This window comes from Synechococcus sp. CCY9201 (assembly GCF_034931105.1).
In the GTDB taxonomy this organism is placed as follows: Bacteria; Cyanobacteriota; Cyanobacteriia; order PCC-6307; family Cyanobiaceae; genus CBW1002.
On sequence record NZ_JAYGIC010000120.1, the window covers coordinates 1 to 15835 of the forward strand.

Here is a 15835-nt window from a genome sequence, read left to right on the forward strand (position 1 = left end):
CTGCCGCCCCCGGATCCCGAGCAGCCGATGGAGCCGCCGCCGCCGCCACCGCCCCAGGGGGAGCAACCGCCGCAGGAGCCGGAGCAACCCGATGAACCCGACCAGAACGAGGACAACCAGGACGACGACCAGGACGAAGACGACACCCCGGACGACCAGCCGCCTCCCCAGGTGCCGGAGGAATTCCTGCTCGACCCCGAAGCCATCGCCATCGACCCCGACCTGCTGCTGTTCAACGCTGCAAAGGCCCGCAGCGGCGGCAGCGGCAAGCGCAGCGTGGTGCTCAGCGATTCCCGCGGTCGCTACGTGAAACCGATGCTGCCCCGCGGCCCGGTGACGCGCATCGCCGTGGATGCCACCCTGCGGGCCGCCGCCCCGTATCAGAAAGCCCGCCGGGAGCGGGAGCCGCACCGAACGGTGATCGTGGAGGATGGCGACCTGCGGGCCAAGCAACTGCAACGCAAGGCCGGCGCCCTGGTGATCTTCCTGGTGGATGCCAGCGGTTCGATGGCGCTCAACCGCATGCAGAGCGCCAAGGGTGCCGTGATCCGGCTGCTCACCGAGGCCTACGAAAACCGCGACGAAGTCGCCTTGATCCCCTTCCGCGGTGAGCAGGCCGAGGTGCTTCTGCCCCCCACCCGATCGATCACCGCGGCCCGGCGCCGGCTGGAATCGATGCCCTGCGGCGGCGGTTCGCCCCTGGCCCATGGTCTTTCCCAGGCGGCACGGGTGGGCGCCAATGCCCTCGCCACCGGCGATCTGGGCCAGGTGGTGGTGGTGGCGATCACCGACGGCCGCGGCAACGTGCCCCTGAGCCGCTCCCTCGGCCAACCCGAGCTGGAGGGCGAGGAACCGGTGGACCTCAAGGAGGAGGTGAAGCAGGTGGCCGGCCGTTACCGCGCCCTGGGGCTGAAGCTGCTGGTGATCGACACCGAGCGCAAGTTCATCGGCAGCGGCATGGGCAAGGAACTGGCCGAGGCCGCCGGCGGCAAGTACGTGCAGTTGCCCAAGGCCAGCGATCAGGCGATCGCTGCGATCGCCCTGGAAGCGATCAACGGCGTCTGAGCTGCAACGGTCCCGGCCTCAGGCTTTCACCGTTTCACCTCTTCACTGGCTCACGGCGCGAGGCTGGTTGGTTCGGGCACGCGAGACCGACGGGCTGCCAGCTTTTTCACGATCCGCCTGTTCCCGGTCCGCCTGGTCGCGCTTTTCGCGTTCCGCCTTCTCCCGGGCCGCCTTGTCACGCGCCTGGCCGGTCTGGGCGGGGTAGAGCTCTTCGAAGAACTTGCCCAGGCCGATGGCCAGGCTGCGGATCCCATCGACGAACTGGGGGTCGCCCGTGAGCTTGTTCACGTCACCGCCCACCGCCTCCCAGCGGGCCGTGAGCTTCTCGGCATTGGTCACAGTGCCTTTGAGCTCGCTCACGGTCTGGGGGTTGTCCAGGGCGGCGGTGAGGTTGCGCACATGCCGGCCGGCCTGGGCCGCCTCGACGGTGGCGGTGTTGAGATTGTCCAGGATCGGATCGGCCTTCTTCACGGCCGTGTTGAGCTCCTGCACCAGTTTCTGCGCCTCGCGCAGGAAGCGATCCGCCTCGTTGGAGGTGCGATCGAAACTCACGGTGGTTCCCACCAGTTTGTCCACCAGCTTCTGGCGCTCGCTCTCGGCCAGGATCCGCTGCATCGTCTCGGTGACGGTGCCGAGACTCGCCTGGGCGCCGCCCTCGATGCGGCTGCCGTTGCAGAGCATCAGCTTGGTGTTGCAGCCCGGACTGCGCGGCCCGGGCGTGCTGGCCGGCAGGGGTTTGCCGCTGCTCACCAGCGCCACCACCGCATCTCCCCCCAGCAACGAGCCGGTGCCCACCAGGGCCTGGGTGGGGCGGGCCAGACGGAGATCAGGATCGGTGATCTCCAGATCAGCCAGCACCGCCTCCGGGGTGACCCGCACCCGGCGCACATTGCCCACCAGCACGCCCCGGAAGGAGACCGGCGAGCGATCCGCCAGGCCGGCGGCATCCTGGAAGCTGGCCTGCACCGTCCAGGTGTCGCGGCGCAGGGAGATGCCCTTCAGCCAGAGCCAGAGCGCGCCACCACCCACGATGGCGGCGAGAAGGGAAAAGCCCACCAGGGCTTCACGGACACTGCGGCGCATCGTTCAGACCTCCTTGGGCTGCATGGGTCCGCGCAAGCTGCCGCTCCGGAACTGCTCGACGTAGGGATTATCGGTGCTGCGGAACTCCTCCACGGTGCCCTGCCAACGAAAGCGGCCGTCGTAGAGGAGCACGAGCCGCTCACCGGAGCGCTCGATCGTGCTCATCACGTGGCTCACCACCACCGAGGAGGCCTGGGCCATGTCGGTGGTGGTGACAATCAGATCCTCGATGCGGGTACAGGCCACCGGATCGAGCCCGGCGGTGGGCTCATCGAACAACAGCAGCGGCTCCTGGACATCGGCCCGGGAGGGGTCCTGGATGATGGCGCGGGCGAAGCTGACCCGCTTCTGCATGCCACCGCTGAGTTCGCCGGGCATCTTTCCCTCGATGCCGGCCAGTCCGACGGCCGCCAGCGCGTCGCCCACCCGGCGGCGAATCTCGGCCTCGCCCAGCCGCCCGTAGCGATAGAGCAGAAAGCCGACGTTTTCACCCACCGTGAGCGAGGCCAGCAGGGCAGGGTTCTGAAACACCAGGCGCACATCCGGTGGCTGGCGCTGATCCAGGCGCAGGTAGCGCTGCTCCAGCCCGTGGATCCGCAGGCTGCCGGCGCTGGGCAGCAGCAGGCCGGCCAGCAGCCGCAGGATCGTTGATTTGCCCGATCCGGAGGGCCCCACCACCACCAGGCGCTCGCCCGGATGCACCACCAGGTTGATGTCGTCGAGCACGAGGCTCTCACCCCAGCGCATCGACACCCCCTGCATTTGGGCCACGGGCACCTTTCCCCCAGGCCCATCAACAGCAGACCCTGCAACAGCCGAGCCATCAGCCAGCGACCCAGGCTCCGCCGCCCCAGCGACCTTCATCGCCACACCCCCGTGGGACTGGGTGCGTCGGGATGCCGGCAGAGGAACAGCATCCGGCACGGACAACAGCGCAAGGCTCCCATCCTGCCTGCAACCAGCCGAGGTTTCACCCTCCCGCCGTTTCATCCGTACAGTTCGATCAGCCCGGTTTGCCGATGGCGTCCTGCTCCCAGCCCTTGCCTTGCCTCCTCGTCTGCGGGGAGCCCTGGCGGAGCCGCACGGGCCAGGCAGACGGCCGCAGAGGCGACAGGGGAGGCCACGGGCGATGAGCACCCGGCACGCCCCACGCCCACCCCGACGACCCGGCTGGATGGGTCGGGGTGACATGCGCCGCCGTGATCTGGTCAGCCGCTCCCGCCGGGCCGCCCGCTGGCTGCAGCCCGGCCTGGTGGTGAAGCGCTGGGTGCTCACCTCCGGCCTGGGTCTGATGATCGCCCTGCTCGGAGCGGCGGTCTGGGCGGATTTCAAACCGATCTACTGGACGATCGAAACGCTCACCTGGCTGCTGGCTCAGGTCACCCAGGTGCTGCCGCGGGGCATCACCGGGCCGCTGGTGCTGCTCCTGGGGGCGGCCCTGGTGATCTGGGGCCAGAGCCGCAGTTTCGGGTCGATCCAGCGGGCCCTGGCTCCTGAGAAGGGCACGGTGCTGGTGGATGCCCTCGTGGCCCAGCGCCGGCTCAACCGCGGCCCGAACATCGTGGCGATCGGCGGCGGCACCGGGCTCTCCACCCTGCTCTCCGGCCTGAAGCGCTACAGCGGCAACATCACCGCGATCGTCACGGTGGCCGACGACGGCGGCAGCAGCGGCGTGCTGCGGCGAGAGCTGGGCGTCCAGCCGCCGGGCGACATCCGCAACTGCCTGGCAGCCCTGGCCCGTGAGGAGCCTCTGCTCACCCGCCTGTTCCAATACCGCTTCCAGGCGGGCAGTGGTCTCGAAGGCCACAGTTTCGGCAACCTCTTCCTGTCGGCCCTCACGGCCATCACCGGCAGCCTCGAATCGGCGATCACCGCCAGCAGCCGGGTGCTGGCGGTCCAGGGCCAGGTGGTGCCGGCCACCAACGCCGACGTTCGCCTCTGGGCCGAGCTGGAGAACGGCGATCGGATCGAGGGGGAATCGGCGATCGGCCATGCCTCCAGCCCGATCGTGCGGCTCGGCTGCATCCCGGAACGGCCGCCCGCCCTGCCCCGAGCCATCGAGGCGATCGCCCATGCCGATCTGATCGTGCTGGGTCCCGGCAGCCTCTACACCTCCCTGCTGCCGAACCTGCTGGTGCCGGAACTGGTGGCGGCGATTCGCCAGAGCCGTGCTCCGCGCCTTTACATCTGCAACCTGATGACCCAGCCCGGGGAGACCGACGGGCTCGATGTCGAAGGCCATCTCCGGGCGATCGAGGCCCAGCTCGCCACTCTGGGGGTGGACCAGAGGCTGTTCGATGCGGTGCTGGCTCAGGAGAAGCTCAGTCCCTCGCCGTTGGTGGAGGCCTATCGCCGCCGCGGTGCCGAGCCGGTGGAGTGCGATACCCACCGCCTGACCAGCCAGGGCTATGAGGTGATGCTGGCGCCGATGCAGGGAAGCCGTCCCGGGGCCACACTGCGCCACGATTCCAAGAGCGTGGCGCTGGCGGTGATGCGCTTCTACCGGCAGCATCATCGGCGGGTGAGCTGATGATGCAATCACGGAATCTTCAGGCGAGTCGTGATGACGCCTCTACTGGTTGCCTCGTCAGACCAGTTTTGTGCACTCAATTCTGGTGAAAGCCTGTTTTCAAGGCCCCTCTCTCAATCCAACGGGGATCAGTAAGCGTCCTGGAGTTCGTAGAAATCGGGCTGCACATAGTCTTTGCGCAGCGGGTAGCCTTTCCAGTCTTCCGGCATCAGCAGACGCTTGGGATGGGGATGGCCGGCATAACGAATGCCGTACATATCGAAGGTCTCGCGTTCCTGCCAGTCGGCGCCCCGGAACAGGCCGTAGAGCGTGGGGATGGTGAGATCGCCATCACGGGCCAGGAACACCTTCAGACGAATCTCCTCGGGCTTCACATCGGCCGCAAGGGCACGATCCACCGCCGTGGGATCAGCCAGCGCCGCCAGCTTGATCAGGTGGTAGAAGCTCACCAGACGACCGCCTGGGCCTTCGTCATAGCCGCCCTGGCATTGGAGGTAATCAAAACCTGTCGCCTTGAGAGCCGCCACGATCACGGGCAGGAAGTCGGGCTCCACGCCGAGCACCTCCACACCGAGATGGTCGGCCTCCAGCACGGCATGCTCAAAACCCTGGCTGCTCAGCCACTGGCTGATCGGACCGGCCACAGGAGTGGTGATGGCCGGGGTGGAACTGGTGGTGTCCTCGGGCATGGTGTCCTCAGGCGTCGGCCTGGCTGGTGGTGGCGGCGATGACTGCCGCTGGATCGGAAACAGGAGCCCCCAGCGGCAGACCGGCGGCGGCGGCGAGGGCGGCCTTCTGGGTCTCGGCCTGCAGGTAGCGGCCATCCACGATCGGCGCCACCGCCTTGAGCTGATGCGGAATCGTGCAATAACGGTGGGTGGGACGCAGGTTGCCGCGCTCAGCCAGGGCTTCGTTGCCCACCTTCTTGCGCAGCTTGATCACGGCATCAAAGATCGCCTCCGGCCGCGGCGGGCAGCCCGGCAGGTAGAGGTCCACGGGGATCAGCTTGTCGACGCCGCGCACGGCGGTGGTCGAGTCAGCCGAGAACATGCCGCCGGTGATCGTGCAGGCCCCCATGGCAATCACGTACTTGGGCTCGGGCATCTGCTCGTAGAGCCGCACCAGGGCCGGGCCCATCTTCATGGTCACGGTGCCGGCCACGATCAGCAGGTCCGCCTGACGGGGGCTGGAGCGTGGCACCAGACCGAAGCGGTCGAAATCAAAGCGGGAGCCGATCAGGGCCGCGAACTCAATGAAGCAGCAGGCAGTGCCGTAGAGCAGGGGCCAGAGACTGCTCAGGCGGGCCCAGTTGTGCAGGTCATCGAGGCTGGTGAGAATCACGTTCTCGGACAGATCCGAAGTGATCGTGGGGGCACCCGTGGGGCTGCAGCTGGCGGCGCGCAGATCGCGCAGAGCCCCGATCGAGGGGAGCTCACCGCTGGACGGGGAGGAAGGCGTGAGGGTCATGGCAACACGTCGGCGCCGGGGCCGTAACGACGAATCAGCTCCACTCGAGGGCACCCTTGCGCCAGGCGTAGGCCAGGGCCACCACCAGGATGGCGATGAAGACGAGGGCCTCGATGAAGGCGAGCAGTCCGAGGCGATGGAACGCCACGGCCCAGGGGTAGAGGAACACGGTCTCGACGTCGAAGACGACGAAGACGAGCGCGAACATGTAGTAGCGGATATTGAACTGAATCCAGGCGCCACCCATCGGCTCCATGCCGGATTCGTAGGTGAGCTCACGCTCGCCCTGCCGGCTCCGAGGAGACAGCACCTTGTTGGCCACGAGCGCCAGCACGGGAACGGCTGCTGAAATCAGCAGAAACCCCAGAAAAGCGTCGTAGCCGGAAAGCACGAACATGCGGGCTGGACCAACCTGGGCGGCAGTCTGGCATCCACCTCCCGGCGCTGACGAGTTCCGGCGGAATCGGCGTTGGAACGTGGTCGATAGAGTTTTGACACCGTCGGCTGGCAGGTGATGAGTCCGGAGATCGAGAGCAGCGACACCATCGCCGCCCCAGGGGCGGGCGCCACGGCCGAATCCCTCCCCACGACGGAGCCGCCTGCGGTTTCCGACCCCGACACCCATCGCTTCGAGTGCCGCAGCTGCGGCTTCGTCTACGACCCCGCCGAGGGCGTGCGCAAGGTGGGCATCGAAGCGGGCACCCCCTTCACAGCCCTGGACCCCGCCAGCTTTCGCTGTCCGGTCTGCCGCAGCAAGGTGGGGGCCTTCAAGGACATCGGCCCCCGCAACAAGCCGAGCGGTTTTGAGGAGAACCTCAACTTCGGTCTGGGAGTCAACCGGCTGACGCCCGGTCAGAAGAATGTGCTGATTTTCGGCAGCTTCGCCCTGGCGATCGCCTTTTTCCTCTCCCTGTATTCGCTGCGCTGAATCGGCTTCGCTTCCCTTCCTCCGTTCTCCCCCCTGCCATGCACCTGCATCGTCTGACCCGACGCCTGTTCAGTCCCCTGCTGAGCCTGGTCCTGCTCGTGGGCCTCGGCTTCGGGCTCTCCGGTTGCGTCACCACGGGCCTGCCGATCGCCAGTGCCAGCCCCTGGCAGCCCGTGCCCCTCGACACCAGCTCCAACCCCCTCGATCTGGCCTTCAGCGATCAGAGCCACGGCTTCCTGGTGGGCAGCAACCGGCTGATCCTCGAAACCAACGACGGAGGTGCCAGCTGGGCCCAGCGCGCCCTCGATCTGCCGGAGGAGGAGAACTTCCGCCTGCTCAGCATCGACTTCAACGGCAAAGAGGGCTGGATCGCCGGCCAGCCCGGCCTGCTGCTGCACAGCACCGACGCCGGCCAGAGCTGGAGCCGCCTCTTCCTCGACACCAAGCTGCCCGGTGAGCCGTACCTGATCACCGCCCTGGGCAAGGGAGAGGCTGAACTGGCCACCAACGTGGGCGCTGTTTATCGCACTCGCGATGGCGGCCAGAGCTGGCAGGCCGAGGTGAGTGACGCCGCCGGTGCCGTGCGTGATCTGCGCCGCAGCCCCGACGGCCGCTATGTGAGCGTCAGCAGCCTCGGCAACTTCTTCGCCACCTGGGATCCGGGTCAGCCCACCTGGCAGCCCCACCAGCGGGTGAGCAGCCAACGGGTGCAATCCCTCGGCTTCCAGCCCAACGGCAACCTCTGGATGGTGACCCGCGGCGCCCAGCTGCGCTTCAACTCCGATGCCGCCAACGTCGACGACTGGAGCAAGCCGGTGATCCCGATCACGAACGGCTATGGCTATCTCGACATGGCCTGGGATCCGAGCGGCGCCATCTGGACCGGCGGCGGCAGCGGCACCCTGCTCACCAGCCCCGACGGTGGCAAGACCTGGCAGAAGGATCCGGTGGGTGCCGCCCAGCCCACCAACTTCAGCCGGATCGCCTTCCTGCCGGATGGCAAGGGCTTCGTGCTGGGCGAGCGGGGATCGCTGCTGCGCTGGGTGGGCTGATCGGGCTGGGCCGAGCCGCGCCAGGTTGAGCCCCGCCAACCTTTGTAACCAAGCCAGGCAGGGGCTCTCGTCCCCTGCCGCCACCCCCCTAGGATCGCCGAGCTGAACGCTTGTCGCCATGGCTGCCGGCTCTACAGGAGAACGCCCGTTCTTCGAAATCATCACGAGCATCCGTTACTGGGTCATCCACGCGGTGACCCTGCCTGCCATCTTCCTGGCCGGCTTCATGTTCGTGTCCACGGGCCTGGCCTATGACGCCTTCGGCACGCCTCGTCCGGATGCCTATTTCCAGGCCCAGGAAAGCAAGGCTCCTGTTGTGAGCCAGCGCTACGAGGGCAAGAGCCAACTCGACCTGCGCCTGCAGTAAGTCATGACCCAGACTCCCGCCCCCACCACGCCACGCAATTACCCGATCTTCACGGTGCGCTGGCTTTCGGTTCACGCCCTCGGCATCCCCACGGTGTTTTTCCTGGGCGCCCTGGCTGCCATGCAGTTTGTCCGCCGCTGAGGTCGTCCCCATGCAACGCAATCCCAATCCGAACAACCTTCCGGTCGAACTGAACCGCACCAGCCTCTATCTGGGGCTGCTGTTCGTGTTCGTCACCGGTGTGCTGTTCAGCAGCTACTTCTTCAACTGATCGGGAGGATTCACGATGAGCGGCAAGAAAATGTCCATGCCTGACGGTCGGATTCCCGATCGTCTGCCCGATGGGCGCCCCGCTGTGGCCTGGCGTTCCCGCTGGACAGAGGGAACCCTTCCCCTCTGGCTGGTCGCCACTGCCGGCGGCATGGCGGTGATCTTTGTGGTGGGCCTGTTCTTCTACGGCTCCTACGTGGGTGTCGGTTCCGCCTGAGCGGACCTGAGCATTCGATTCATCTCGCACGGCCCTTTTGGCCGATGGAGCAGCAAGGGGCCTGAAGGCCCCTTTTTTGATGAAATGACTTTCTGACTGCCAAGCACCACCAGGCTGCTGGCCTGGGCAGGGTCAGAGTCCGTGGTACTCCCGATACCACTGAGCAAACCGCTCCACCCCCACCTCGATCGGGGTGGCGGGCTGGAACCCCACCCAGGCCTCCAGGGCCTGGGTATCGGCGGCGGTGGCGGGCACATCGCCCGGCTGCATCGGCTGCAGGTCCTGGATCGCCTGGCGCCCGAGGGCCTGCTCCAGCACGGCGATGAAACGCAGCAGCTCGGTGGGCTGGGAATTGCCGATGTTGAACACCCGGTGCGGCACCGCCGCGGTGGCCGGGTTCGGATGAAGGGGATCGAAGTGCGGATCCGCTGTGGCCGGCTTGTCGCTGCAGCGGATCACCCCCTCGACAATGTCATCGATGTAGGTGAAGTCGCGCTGCATGCGGCCGTGGTTGAACACCCGGATCGGCTCACCCGCCAGGATCGCGCGCGCAAACAGCATCGGGGCCATGTCCGGCCGGCCCCAGGGGCCATACACGGTGAAGAAGCGCAGGCCGGTGGCCGGCAGGCCGTAGAGATGGCTGTAGGTGTGAGCCATCAGTTCATTCGCCTTCTTGGTGGCCGCATAGAGGCTCACCGGATGATTGACGGCGTGCTGCTCCGAGAACGGCATCTCGCGGTTGCCGCCATAGACCGAGCTGCTGGAGGCATAGACCAGATGCTCAACGCCGTGATGGCGGCAACCCTCAAGAATGTGGCCGAAACCCACCAGATTGCTCTGGATATAGGCGGCCGGATTCTCCAGGGAATAGCGCACGCCCGCCTGGGCGGCGAGGTGCACCACCCGCCGCGGACGCTGCTCGGCGAACAGGCCCTCCATAGCGGCCCGATCCTCCAGATCCATCCGCACGAAGTGAAAGGTGGCGGCGGCGGGATGGTGCTGCAGCCGCTCCAGGCGGGCCTGCTTGAGGGCCGGGTCGTAGTAGGTGTTGAGGTTGTCGAGCCCCACCACCGGCTCGCCCCGCTCCAGCAGTCGCAACACCACCTCGGCGCCGATGAAGCCGGCGGCACCGGTCACGAGGGTGGGACGCTGCGCGGCGGTCATGGGCAGACAGGGCAGGGGAACGGGCGCATCTCCGGTCAGGGCTCCGGCGACGGCCACCCCTCAGCCTGCCACCCCAGGGAGAAGCCCGATCGAGACATCCTTCCCAGGACAACCCGTGCTCACCCAGGGGAACCCGTGATCAGAAATCCCGTTCTCAGAGGCCCAGCTGGCGGCGGAAATCAGCGATGGTGGGCTCGAGGCCCTGCTCCAGGGGGATCGTGGGCTCCCAGCCCAGTTCTCGCTGGGCCAGCTCGATGATCGGTTGCCGCTGGCGGGGATCATCCTGGGGGAGGGGCTGCAGTACGAGTTCGAGGCCAGGATTGATGCGAGTACGCACCAGTTCGGCCAACTCCCGGATGGTGAACTCGCCAGGATTGCCCAGGTTGATCGGGCCGGTATGGGCGCCGTTCATCAGGCGGATCAGTCCCTCCACCAGGTCATCCACATAGCAGAACGATCGCGTCTGCTGGCCATCGCCATACAGCGTCAGGGGTTGACCCTGCAGCGCCTGCACGATGAAGTTGCTCACCACCCGGCCGTCATCCGGAAGCATGCGGGGCCCATAGGTATTGAAGATGCGCGCCACCCGCACTTCGGTTCCGTGCATGCGCCGGTAGTCGAAACAGAGTGTTTCAGCCACCCGCTTGCCCTCGTCATAGCAGGAGCGAATGCCGATTGTGTTGACGCACCCCCTGTAACTCTCGGGCTGGGGATGGACCTCCGGATCGCCATAGATCTCGCTGGTGCTGGCCAGCAGCAGCCTTGCCCCTACCCGCCGGGCCAGACCGAGCATGTTGTAGGTGCCGAGAAAACTTGTTTTGGCAGTCTTGATCGGATTGAACTGGTAGTGCACTGGCGATGCGGGACAGGCCAGGTGCCAGATCCGGTCCACCTCCAACTGGATCGGCTCGGTCACATCGTGACGGATCAGCTCGAAGCGGGGATGGCCGATCCACTGGGCGATGTTGGCCTTGCGGCCGGTGAAGTAGTTGTCGAGGCAGAGCACCTCCTGGCCGGCCTGCATCAGCCGATCGACCAGATGGGAGCCCACGAAACCGGCGCCACCGGTCACCAGATTGCGCAGGGGGCCAGAGCGCAGTGATGGGGTCGGGATCATCGCTTCAGCCCTCCCCTACCCGCCAGACCCGCAGGCCAGCGGCCCGAGCCGCCACCGCATCGGCAACGCCGCGGGCGTCGAACAACCAGGCCGGCTGGCGCATCCGAGCCATCAGGGCCGACCAGTCGAGCTGGCGGTAGTCGCTCCATTCGGTGAGCAGCAGGACCGCATCGGCGCCCTGCACGGCTTCATCGACGGTGGCTGCACGTCGCCAGCTCCCCTCCCCCGCCTGAGCCGCCTGAGCCGCGGCTGCGGGGGCCACCGCCGCCTGGGCCAGGTCCCGTTCGATCTGTTGCGTGCTCACCTTGGGATCATGGAGGCTCAGCTGCGCCCCCTCCTCGAGCAGATCGTGGCAGATGCGGATTGCCGGCGCTTCGCGGGTGTCGTTGGTGTCGGCCTTGAAGGCGAAGCCCAGCACCGCCAGGCGCTTGCCGGTGACGGTGCCGAACAGTTTCTGCACCACCAACCGGCTGATGCGGTGCTGTTGCCAGCTGTTGAGCCGCACCACCTGCTCCCAGTACGTCGCCACCTCCGGCAGGCCGTAGTGGTGGCAGAGGTACACCAGGTTGAGGATGTCCTTCTGGAAACAGCTGCCACCGAAGCCGGGGCCCGCCGCCAGGAAGCGGGCACCAATGCGGTTGTCCGTGCCGATCGCCCGAGCCACCTCCTGCACATCCGCTCCGGTGGCTTCACAGATGGCGGCGATGCTGTTGATCGAGCTGATCCGCTGCGCCAGAAACGCATTGGCGGTGAGCTTGGACAGTTCACTGCTCCAGAGGTTGGTGCGCAGGATCTTCTCCGGCGCCACCCAGTGGCCGTAGATCGCGGCCAGGGCCTCGATCGCGGCCGGATCCTCGCCGCCGATCAACACCCGATCGGGTTGCTCCAGATCGCCGATCGCCGTGCCTTCCGCCAGGAATTCGGGATTGGAGAGCACCGCAAAACTTTTGGCGGCCGGTCCACCGGCATCTTCTCGGGCCTCGGCCTCCCCCTGAGCCGCCTCCAGGATCGCCTTCACCGCTTCGGCGGTGCGCACCGGCAGGGTGCTTTTCTCCACCACGATCGTGTGGCCCCGGGCGCAGCGGGCCACCTGGCGGGCCGAGGCCTCGATCCAGCGCAGATCACTGGCCTGACCAGCCCCCAGCCCGCGGGTCTTGGTGGGAGTGTTGACCGAGAGGAACACCATGTCGGCCGCCGCGATCGCCGCGTCCACCTCGGTGCTGAAGTGCAGGTTCCGGCCCCGGGCGCGGCCCACCACCGCATCCAGACCCGGTTCATAGACCGGCAGGCGGCTGAGATCGGCATCGTTCCAGGCGGCGATGCGGGCAGCGTTGAGATCCACCACCGTCACCTGCAGGTGGGGGCAGCGATCGGCGATCACCGCCATGGTCGGGCCGCCCACGTAGCCCGCACCGATGCAGCAGATGGTGCGGATCCCTGAAGCGGCAGTCATCGCAGCGGTTCGCGGTGGGGCGAGGTTAAGGGGAGCTGAGGCCCCGGGCTCAGCAAGCCAGCAGATGCGCCAGTTGCGCTGGTATCTCAACCAACGCCAGCCTCCGGCCCGGACTCGTCCGATCCGCCACGGTTTCAGCCTCGACTCCAGGCGCTTCGCAGCGCCGCAGGTCCTTGAGCAGGGCCTCGCCGGCAACTGCCTCCTCGTCGCCGATCACCACCGCCCAGGCGGCGCCCTGGCGATCCGCCCGCCGCAGCTGCTTGCCAAAGGCGGCGCCACTGGCATCGAGCTCCACGGCGATTCCCGTGCGGCGCAGATCACGGCACAGCTGCAGCGCCACGGCCTCGGCTCGCTCGCCCCGGTTCACCAGATACACCTGCGGCGCTGCGGCCGCCATCCAGGGCTGGGCCTCCGATTGCTGCAGCAACAACACCAGCCGCTCCATGCCGAGGGCCCAGCCGATCGCCGGCGTCGCCGCCCCACCCAGCTGCTGCACCAGGCCGTCGTAGCGGCCGCCGCCACACACGGTGGCCTGGGCGCCCAGCTGATCGCTGGTGATCTCGAAGGCGGTGTGGCTGTAGTAGTCGAGGCCGCGCACCAGCCGCGGATTGAGCGTGAAGGGAATGCCGAGGGCCTCGAGCCCCTGGCGCACCTGGGTGAAGCGCTCATGGCTCTCGCCGCTGAGGGCGTCGGCCAGGGCCGGCGCACCCGCCAGCAGTTCCTGGGTTCCAGGGTGCTTGGAATCGAGCACCCGCAGGGGGTTCGTCTGGATGCGGGCCTGGGAGTCGGGATCGAGCTGCTGCCGATGGGCCTCCAGCCAGGCCAGCAGCTCGGTGCGGTAACGGATCCGGTCCTCGGGAGCTCCGAGGGTGTTGAGCTCGAGGGCCAGACCGCCCACCCCCAGATCGGCGAGCAGATCCCAGGCGATGGCGATCGCCTCCACATCGCTGCGGGCATCGGGGAAGCCGAGCAGCTCGACGCCGATCTGATGGAACTGGCGCTGCCGGCCCGCCTGAGGGCGCTCGTAGCGGAACATCGGCCCGCCATACCAGAGCCGTTGCGGCCCCTGGCTGAGCAGGCCGTGCTGAATCGCCGCGCGCACCACCGAGGCGGTGCCCTCCGGCCGCAGGGTGCAGCTGCGCTCGCCCCGGTCGAGAAAGGTGTACATCTCCTTCCCCACCACATCGGTGGCCTCACCGATGCCGCGGGCGAACAGCTCCGTCACCTCCAGCAGGGGGGTGCGGATCTCGGCGATGCGGGCCCGGCGGAAATGGTCGCGGGCCGTGGCCTCCACGTGCTGCCACAGGCCGATGGAGGCGGGCAGCAGATCAACCATGCCCCGCAGACTCTGCAGCTTCTCCACCATCGCCCCGTGCCGGCCCGCCCCGTCGTTGCAGACAGTCTGCGGGATCGCAGGCTGTCCGTACCCTGAAGCCAGGCCCGCTTCCCCTGCCAGCCATGGCCCTTCTGCTGATCACTGGCGGCGCCGGCTTCATCGGCAGCCACTGCTGCGTGGCGCTGCTTGAGGCGGGGCATGCGCTGGTGGTACTCGACAACTTCGACAACAGCTCGCCGGAGGCGCTGCGGCGGGTGGCGGAGCTGGGCGGCCTGGAGGGAGAGGCAGGCGGGCCCTGGCGCGATGGCGACGGCGCGGTGCGGCTGCAGCTGGTGGAAGGGGATGTGCGCTGTGCCGACGATCTGGACACGGCCTTCACCCCCACCCCGGACGGCGCCACCCCCGGCGACATCACCCCGCCCGGCATCGCGGCGGTGGTGCACTGCGCCGGCCTCAAGGCTGTGGGGGAATCGGTGGCGGAACCGCTGCGCTACTGGGACACGAACCTGGGCGGCAGCCTGCGGCTGCTGGAGGCGATGCGCCGCCATGGCTGCCGCACGATCGTGTTCAGCAGCAGCGCCACCCTCTACGGCTATCCAGAGACGGTGCCGATTCCGGAGACGGCCCCGATTCAGCCGATCAACCCCTACGGCCACTCCAAGGCGGCGGTGGAGCAGGTGCTGGCTGATGTGGCAGCGAGCGAGCTCGGCTGGCGCATTGCCCGGCTGCGCTACTTCAACCCGGTGGGATCCCACCCCAGCGGCCGCATCGGCGAAGACCCCGAGGGGATCCCCAACAACCTCTTCCCCTACCTCAGCCAGGTGGCGGTGGGCCGGCGCCAGGCGCTGCAGATCTTCGGCAGCGACTGGCCCACCCCGGACGGCACCGGCGTGCGCGACTACATCCACGTCATGGATCTGGCCGATGGGCACCGGGCCGCCCTCGACACGCTGCTGCGGGAAGAGCCCCAGCTGCTCACGGTGAACCTGGGCAGCGGCCAGGGCCATTCGGTGCTGGACGTGGTGCGCGCCTTCGAGGCGGCCTGCGGCCATCGCCTGCCCTATGAGCTGGTCGATCGCCGACCGGGGGACGCCGCCACCACGGTGGCCGATCCCAGCCTGGCCAGCAAGCGGCTGGACTGGCGCACCCGGCGCAGCCTGGCGGACATCTGCCGGGATGGCTGGGCCTGGCAGAGCGCCAACCCCCGCGGCTATGGCCCCTGAGAGCCGCAGGCTTCCGCAGCAGCATCTCGTGCTGGCCGGCGGTGGCCACAGCCATGCCCTGGTGCTGCGGAGGTGGGCGATGCGGCCCGAGCGGCGACCGGCCGCCCTGGTCACCCTGGTGAGCCGCTCTGGCACGGCCTTCTATTCGGGCATGGTGCCGGGGCTGGTGGCCCGCTGGTACGACCGCCACGCCTGTGCCATCGACCTGCGGCGCCTCTGCCATCTGGCGGGGGCGGCCTTCGTGGAGGCGGAGATCACCGGGCTGGATCTCCGGAAGAGGGAGGTGCACCTGGCCGGCCGGCCGGCGCTTCGCTGGGACCGGCTCAGCCTCGATGTGGGAGCCGTGACCGCACCGACGGCAGGCGTGAAGGCTGGCGATGGAGGGGTTCCAGAGGCTCCCGTGCCGGTGAAGCCGTTGGAGCCCTTTCTGGACTACTGCGACGGCCTGACCCCCAGCGCCGGAGGCAGCCTGCGGATCCGCGGCGGTGGCGCCGCCGCCGTGGAGCTGGCCCTGGCACTGCGAGGGCGGGGGATCGCCTGCGCTCTGCTGCTGCGCGGAGCGG

At 67.9% G+C, this 15835-nt stretch carries 18 protein-coding genes and 1 pseudogene; 10 read left to right on the forward strand and 9 right to left on the reverse strand.

Going from position 1 to position 15835, the window contains the following annotated elements:
* Positions 1–1065: VWA domain-containing protein (locus VB716_RS11895; RefSeq protein WP_323270586.1), on the forward strand; the 1065-nt coding region annotated here is incomplete at its 5' end.
* 42 nt (positions 1066–1107) lie between these two features.
* Here VB716_RS11895 and VB716_RS11900 read toward each other — a convergent pair.
* Together VB716_RS11900 and VB716_RS11905 are read right to left on the reverse strand one after the other, a co-directional pair.
* Positions 1108–2148, reverse strand: a complete 1041-nt coding sequence (locus VB716_RS11900; protein WP_197157996.1) for an MlaD family protein — start codon at positions 2146–2148, stop codon at positions 1108–1110.
* Between the two features lie 3 nt (positions 2149–2151).
* Positions 2152–2895: an ABC transporter ATP-binding protein gene (locus tag VB716_RS11905; RefSeq protein WP_197159000.1), complete on the reverse strand. Its 744-nt coding sequence runs from the start codon at positions 2893–2895 to the stop codon at positions 2152–2154.
* A 427-nt stretch (positions 2896–3322) separates the two neighbouring features.
* Here VB716_RS11905 and VB716_RS11910 point away from each other — a divergent pair, with 427 nt between their 5' ends.
* Positions 3323–4678 carry a gluconeogenesis factor YvcK family protein gene (locus VB716_RS11910; protein WP_197172014.1) on the forward strand — a complete coding sequence of 452 codons (1356 nt, stop codon included), beginning with the start codon at positions 3323–3325 and terminating at the stop codon, positions 4676–4678.
* A 128-nt stretch (positions 4679–4806) separates the two neighbouring features.
* On the opposite strand, the gene VB716_RS11915 is transcribed toward VB716_RS11910, so the two are convergent.
* From VB716_RS11915 to VB716_RS11925, 3 genes are read right to left on the reverse strand one after another with little or no spacing between them, the layout of a single operon-like run.
* Entirely contained in the window at positions 4807–5367 is a 561-nt protein-coding gene (locus VB716_RS11915; protein ID WP_197171206.1) for an NAD(P)H-quinone oxidoreductase subunit J, read from the reverse strand.
* 7 nt (positions 5368–5374) lie between these two features.
* Positions 5375–6145: an NADH-quinone oxidoreductase subunit NuoB gene (nuoB, locus tag VB716_RS11920; protein WP_197158000.1), complete on the reverse strand. Its 771-nt coding sequence runs from the start codon at positions 6143–6145 to the stop codon at positions 5375–5377.
* A 34-nt stretch (positions 6146–6179) separates the two neighbouring features.
* Positions 6180–6542, reverse strand: a complete 363-nt coding sequence (locus tag VB716_RS11925; protein ID WP_197158002.1) for an NAD(P)H-quinone oxidoreductase subunit 3 — start codon at positions 6540–6542, stop codon at positions 6180–6182.
* Positions 6543–6659: 117 nt separating this feature from the next.
* On the opposite strand from VB716_RS11925, the gene VB716_RS11930 reads away from it, so the two are divergent.
* The 6 genes from VB716_RS11930 to VB716_RS11955 all read left to right on the forward strand — a co-directional run bounded on the left by VB716_RS11930 (position 6660) and on the right by VB716_RS11955 (position 8979).
* Positions 6660–7073, forward strand: coding sequence for a rubredoxin (locus tag VB716_RS11930; RefSeq protein WP_197158004.1), 414 nt, complete (start codon positions 6660–6662; stop codon positions 7071–7073).
* Positions 7074–7111: 38 nt separating this feature from the next.
* Positions 7112–8125 (forward strand): photosynthesis system II assembly factor Ycf48, encoded by a 1014-nt coding sequence (locus tag VB716_RS11935; protein WP_197158006.1) that lies wholly within the window; start codon positions 7112–7114, stop codon positions 8123–8125.
* A gap of 118 nt (positions 8126–8243) precedes the next feature.
* Positions 8244–8492 (forward strand): cytochrome b559 subunit alpha, encoded by a 249-nt coding sequence (psbE, locus tag VB716_RS11940; protein WP_197158008.1) that lies wholly within the window; start codon positions 8244–8246, stop codon positions 8490–8492.
* A gap of 3 nt (positions 8493–8495) precedes the next feature.
* Positions 8496–8633 (forward strand): cytochrome b559 subunit beta, encoded by a 138-nt coding sequence (psbF, locus tag VB716_RS11945; protein ID WP_197158010.1) that lies wholly within the window; start codon positions 8496–8498, stop codon positions 8631–8633.
* A 10-nt stretch (positions 8634–8643) separates the two neighbouring features.
* Positions 8644–8763: a photosystem II reaction center protein L gene (locus VB716_RS11950; RefSeq protein WP_197158012.1), complete on the forward strand. Its 120-nt coding sequence runs from the start codon at positions 8644–8646 to the stop codon at positions 8761–8763.
* Between the two features lie 15 nt (positions 8764–8778).
* A complete protein-coding gene (locus VB716_RS11955) occupies positions 8779–8979 on the forward strand; it encodes a photosystem II reaction center protein J (RefSeq protein ID WP_197158014.1) in 201 nt (66 codons plus the stop codon).
* A gap of 132 nt (positions 8980–9111) precedes the next feature.
* Here the strand turns inward: VB716_RS11955 and VB716_RS11960 are convergent, their stop codons facing one another.
* From VB716_RS11960 to hisS, 4 genes are all read right to left on the reverse strand, one after another.
* Positions 9112–10143, reverse strand: a complete 1032-nt coding sequence (locus VB716_RS11960; protein ID WP_323270588.1) for an NAD-dependent epimerase — start codon at positions 10141–10143, stop codon at positions 9112–9114.
* 154 nt (positions 10144–10297) lie between these two features.
* Positions 10298–11260, reverse strand: coding sequence for a UDP-glucuronic acid decarboxylase family protein (locus tag VB716_RS11965; protein ID WP_323270589.1), 963 nt, complete (start codon positions 11258–11260; stop codon positions 10298–10300).
* Positions 11261–11264: 4 nt separating this feature from the next.
* A complete protein-coding gene (locus VB716_RS11970; protein WP_197171200.1) occupies positions 11265–12713 on the reverse strand; it encodes a nucleotide sugar dehydrogenase in 1449 nt (482 codons plus the stop codon).
* A 49-nt stretch (positions 12714–12762) separates the two neighbouring features.
* On the reverse strand, positions 12763–14076 hold the full coding sequence (gene hisS / locus VB716_RS11975; RefSeq protein WP_322758913.1) for a histidine--tRNA ligase: 1314 nt from the start codon (positions 14074–14076) through the stop codon (positions 12763–12765).
* 95 nt (positions 14077–14171) lie between these two features.
* On the opposite strand from hisS, the gene galE reads away from it, so the two are divergent.
* Positions 14172–15272, forward strand: a complete 1101-nt coding sequence (gene galE, locus VB716_RS11980) for a UDP-glucose 4-epimerase GalE (RefSeq protein WP_323270591.1) — start codon at positions 14172–14174, stop codon at positions 15270–15272.
* A pseudogene (locus tag VB716_RS11985) lies at positions 15262–15835 on the forward strand (bifunctional NADH dehydrogenase FAD-containing subunit/selenide, water dikinase SelD); the annotation flags it as partial. The gene galE and the pseudogene VB716_RS11985, both read left to right, overlap by 11 nt.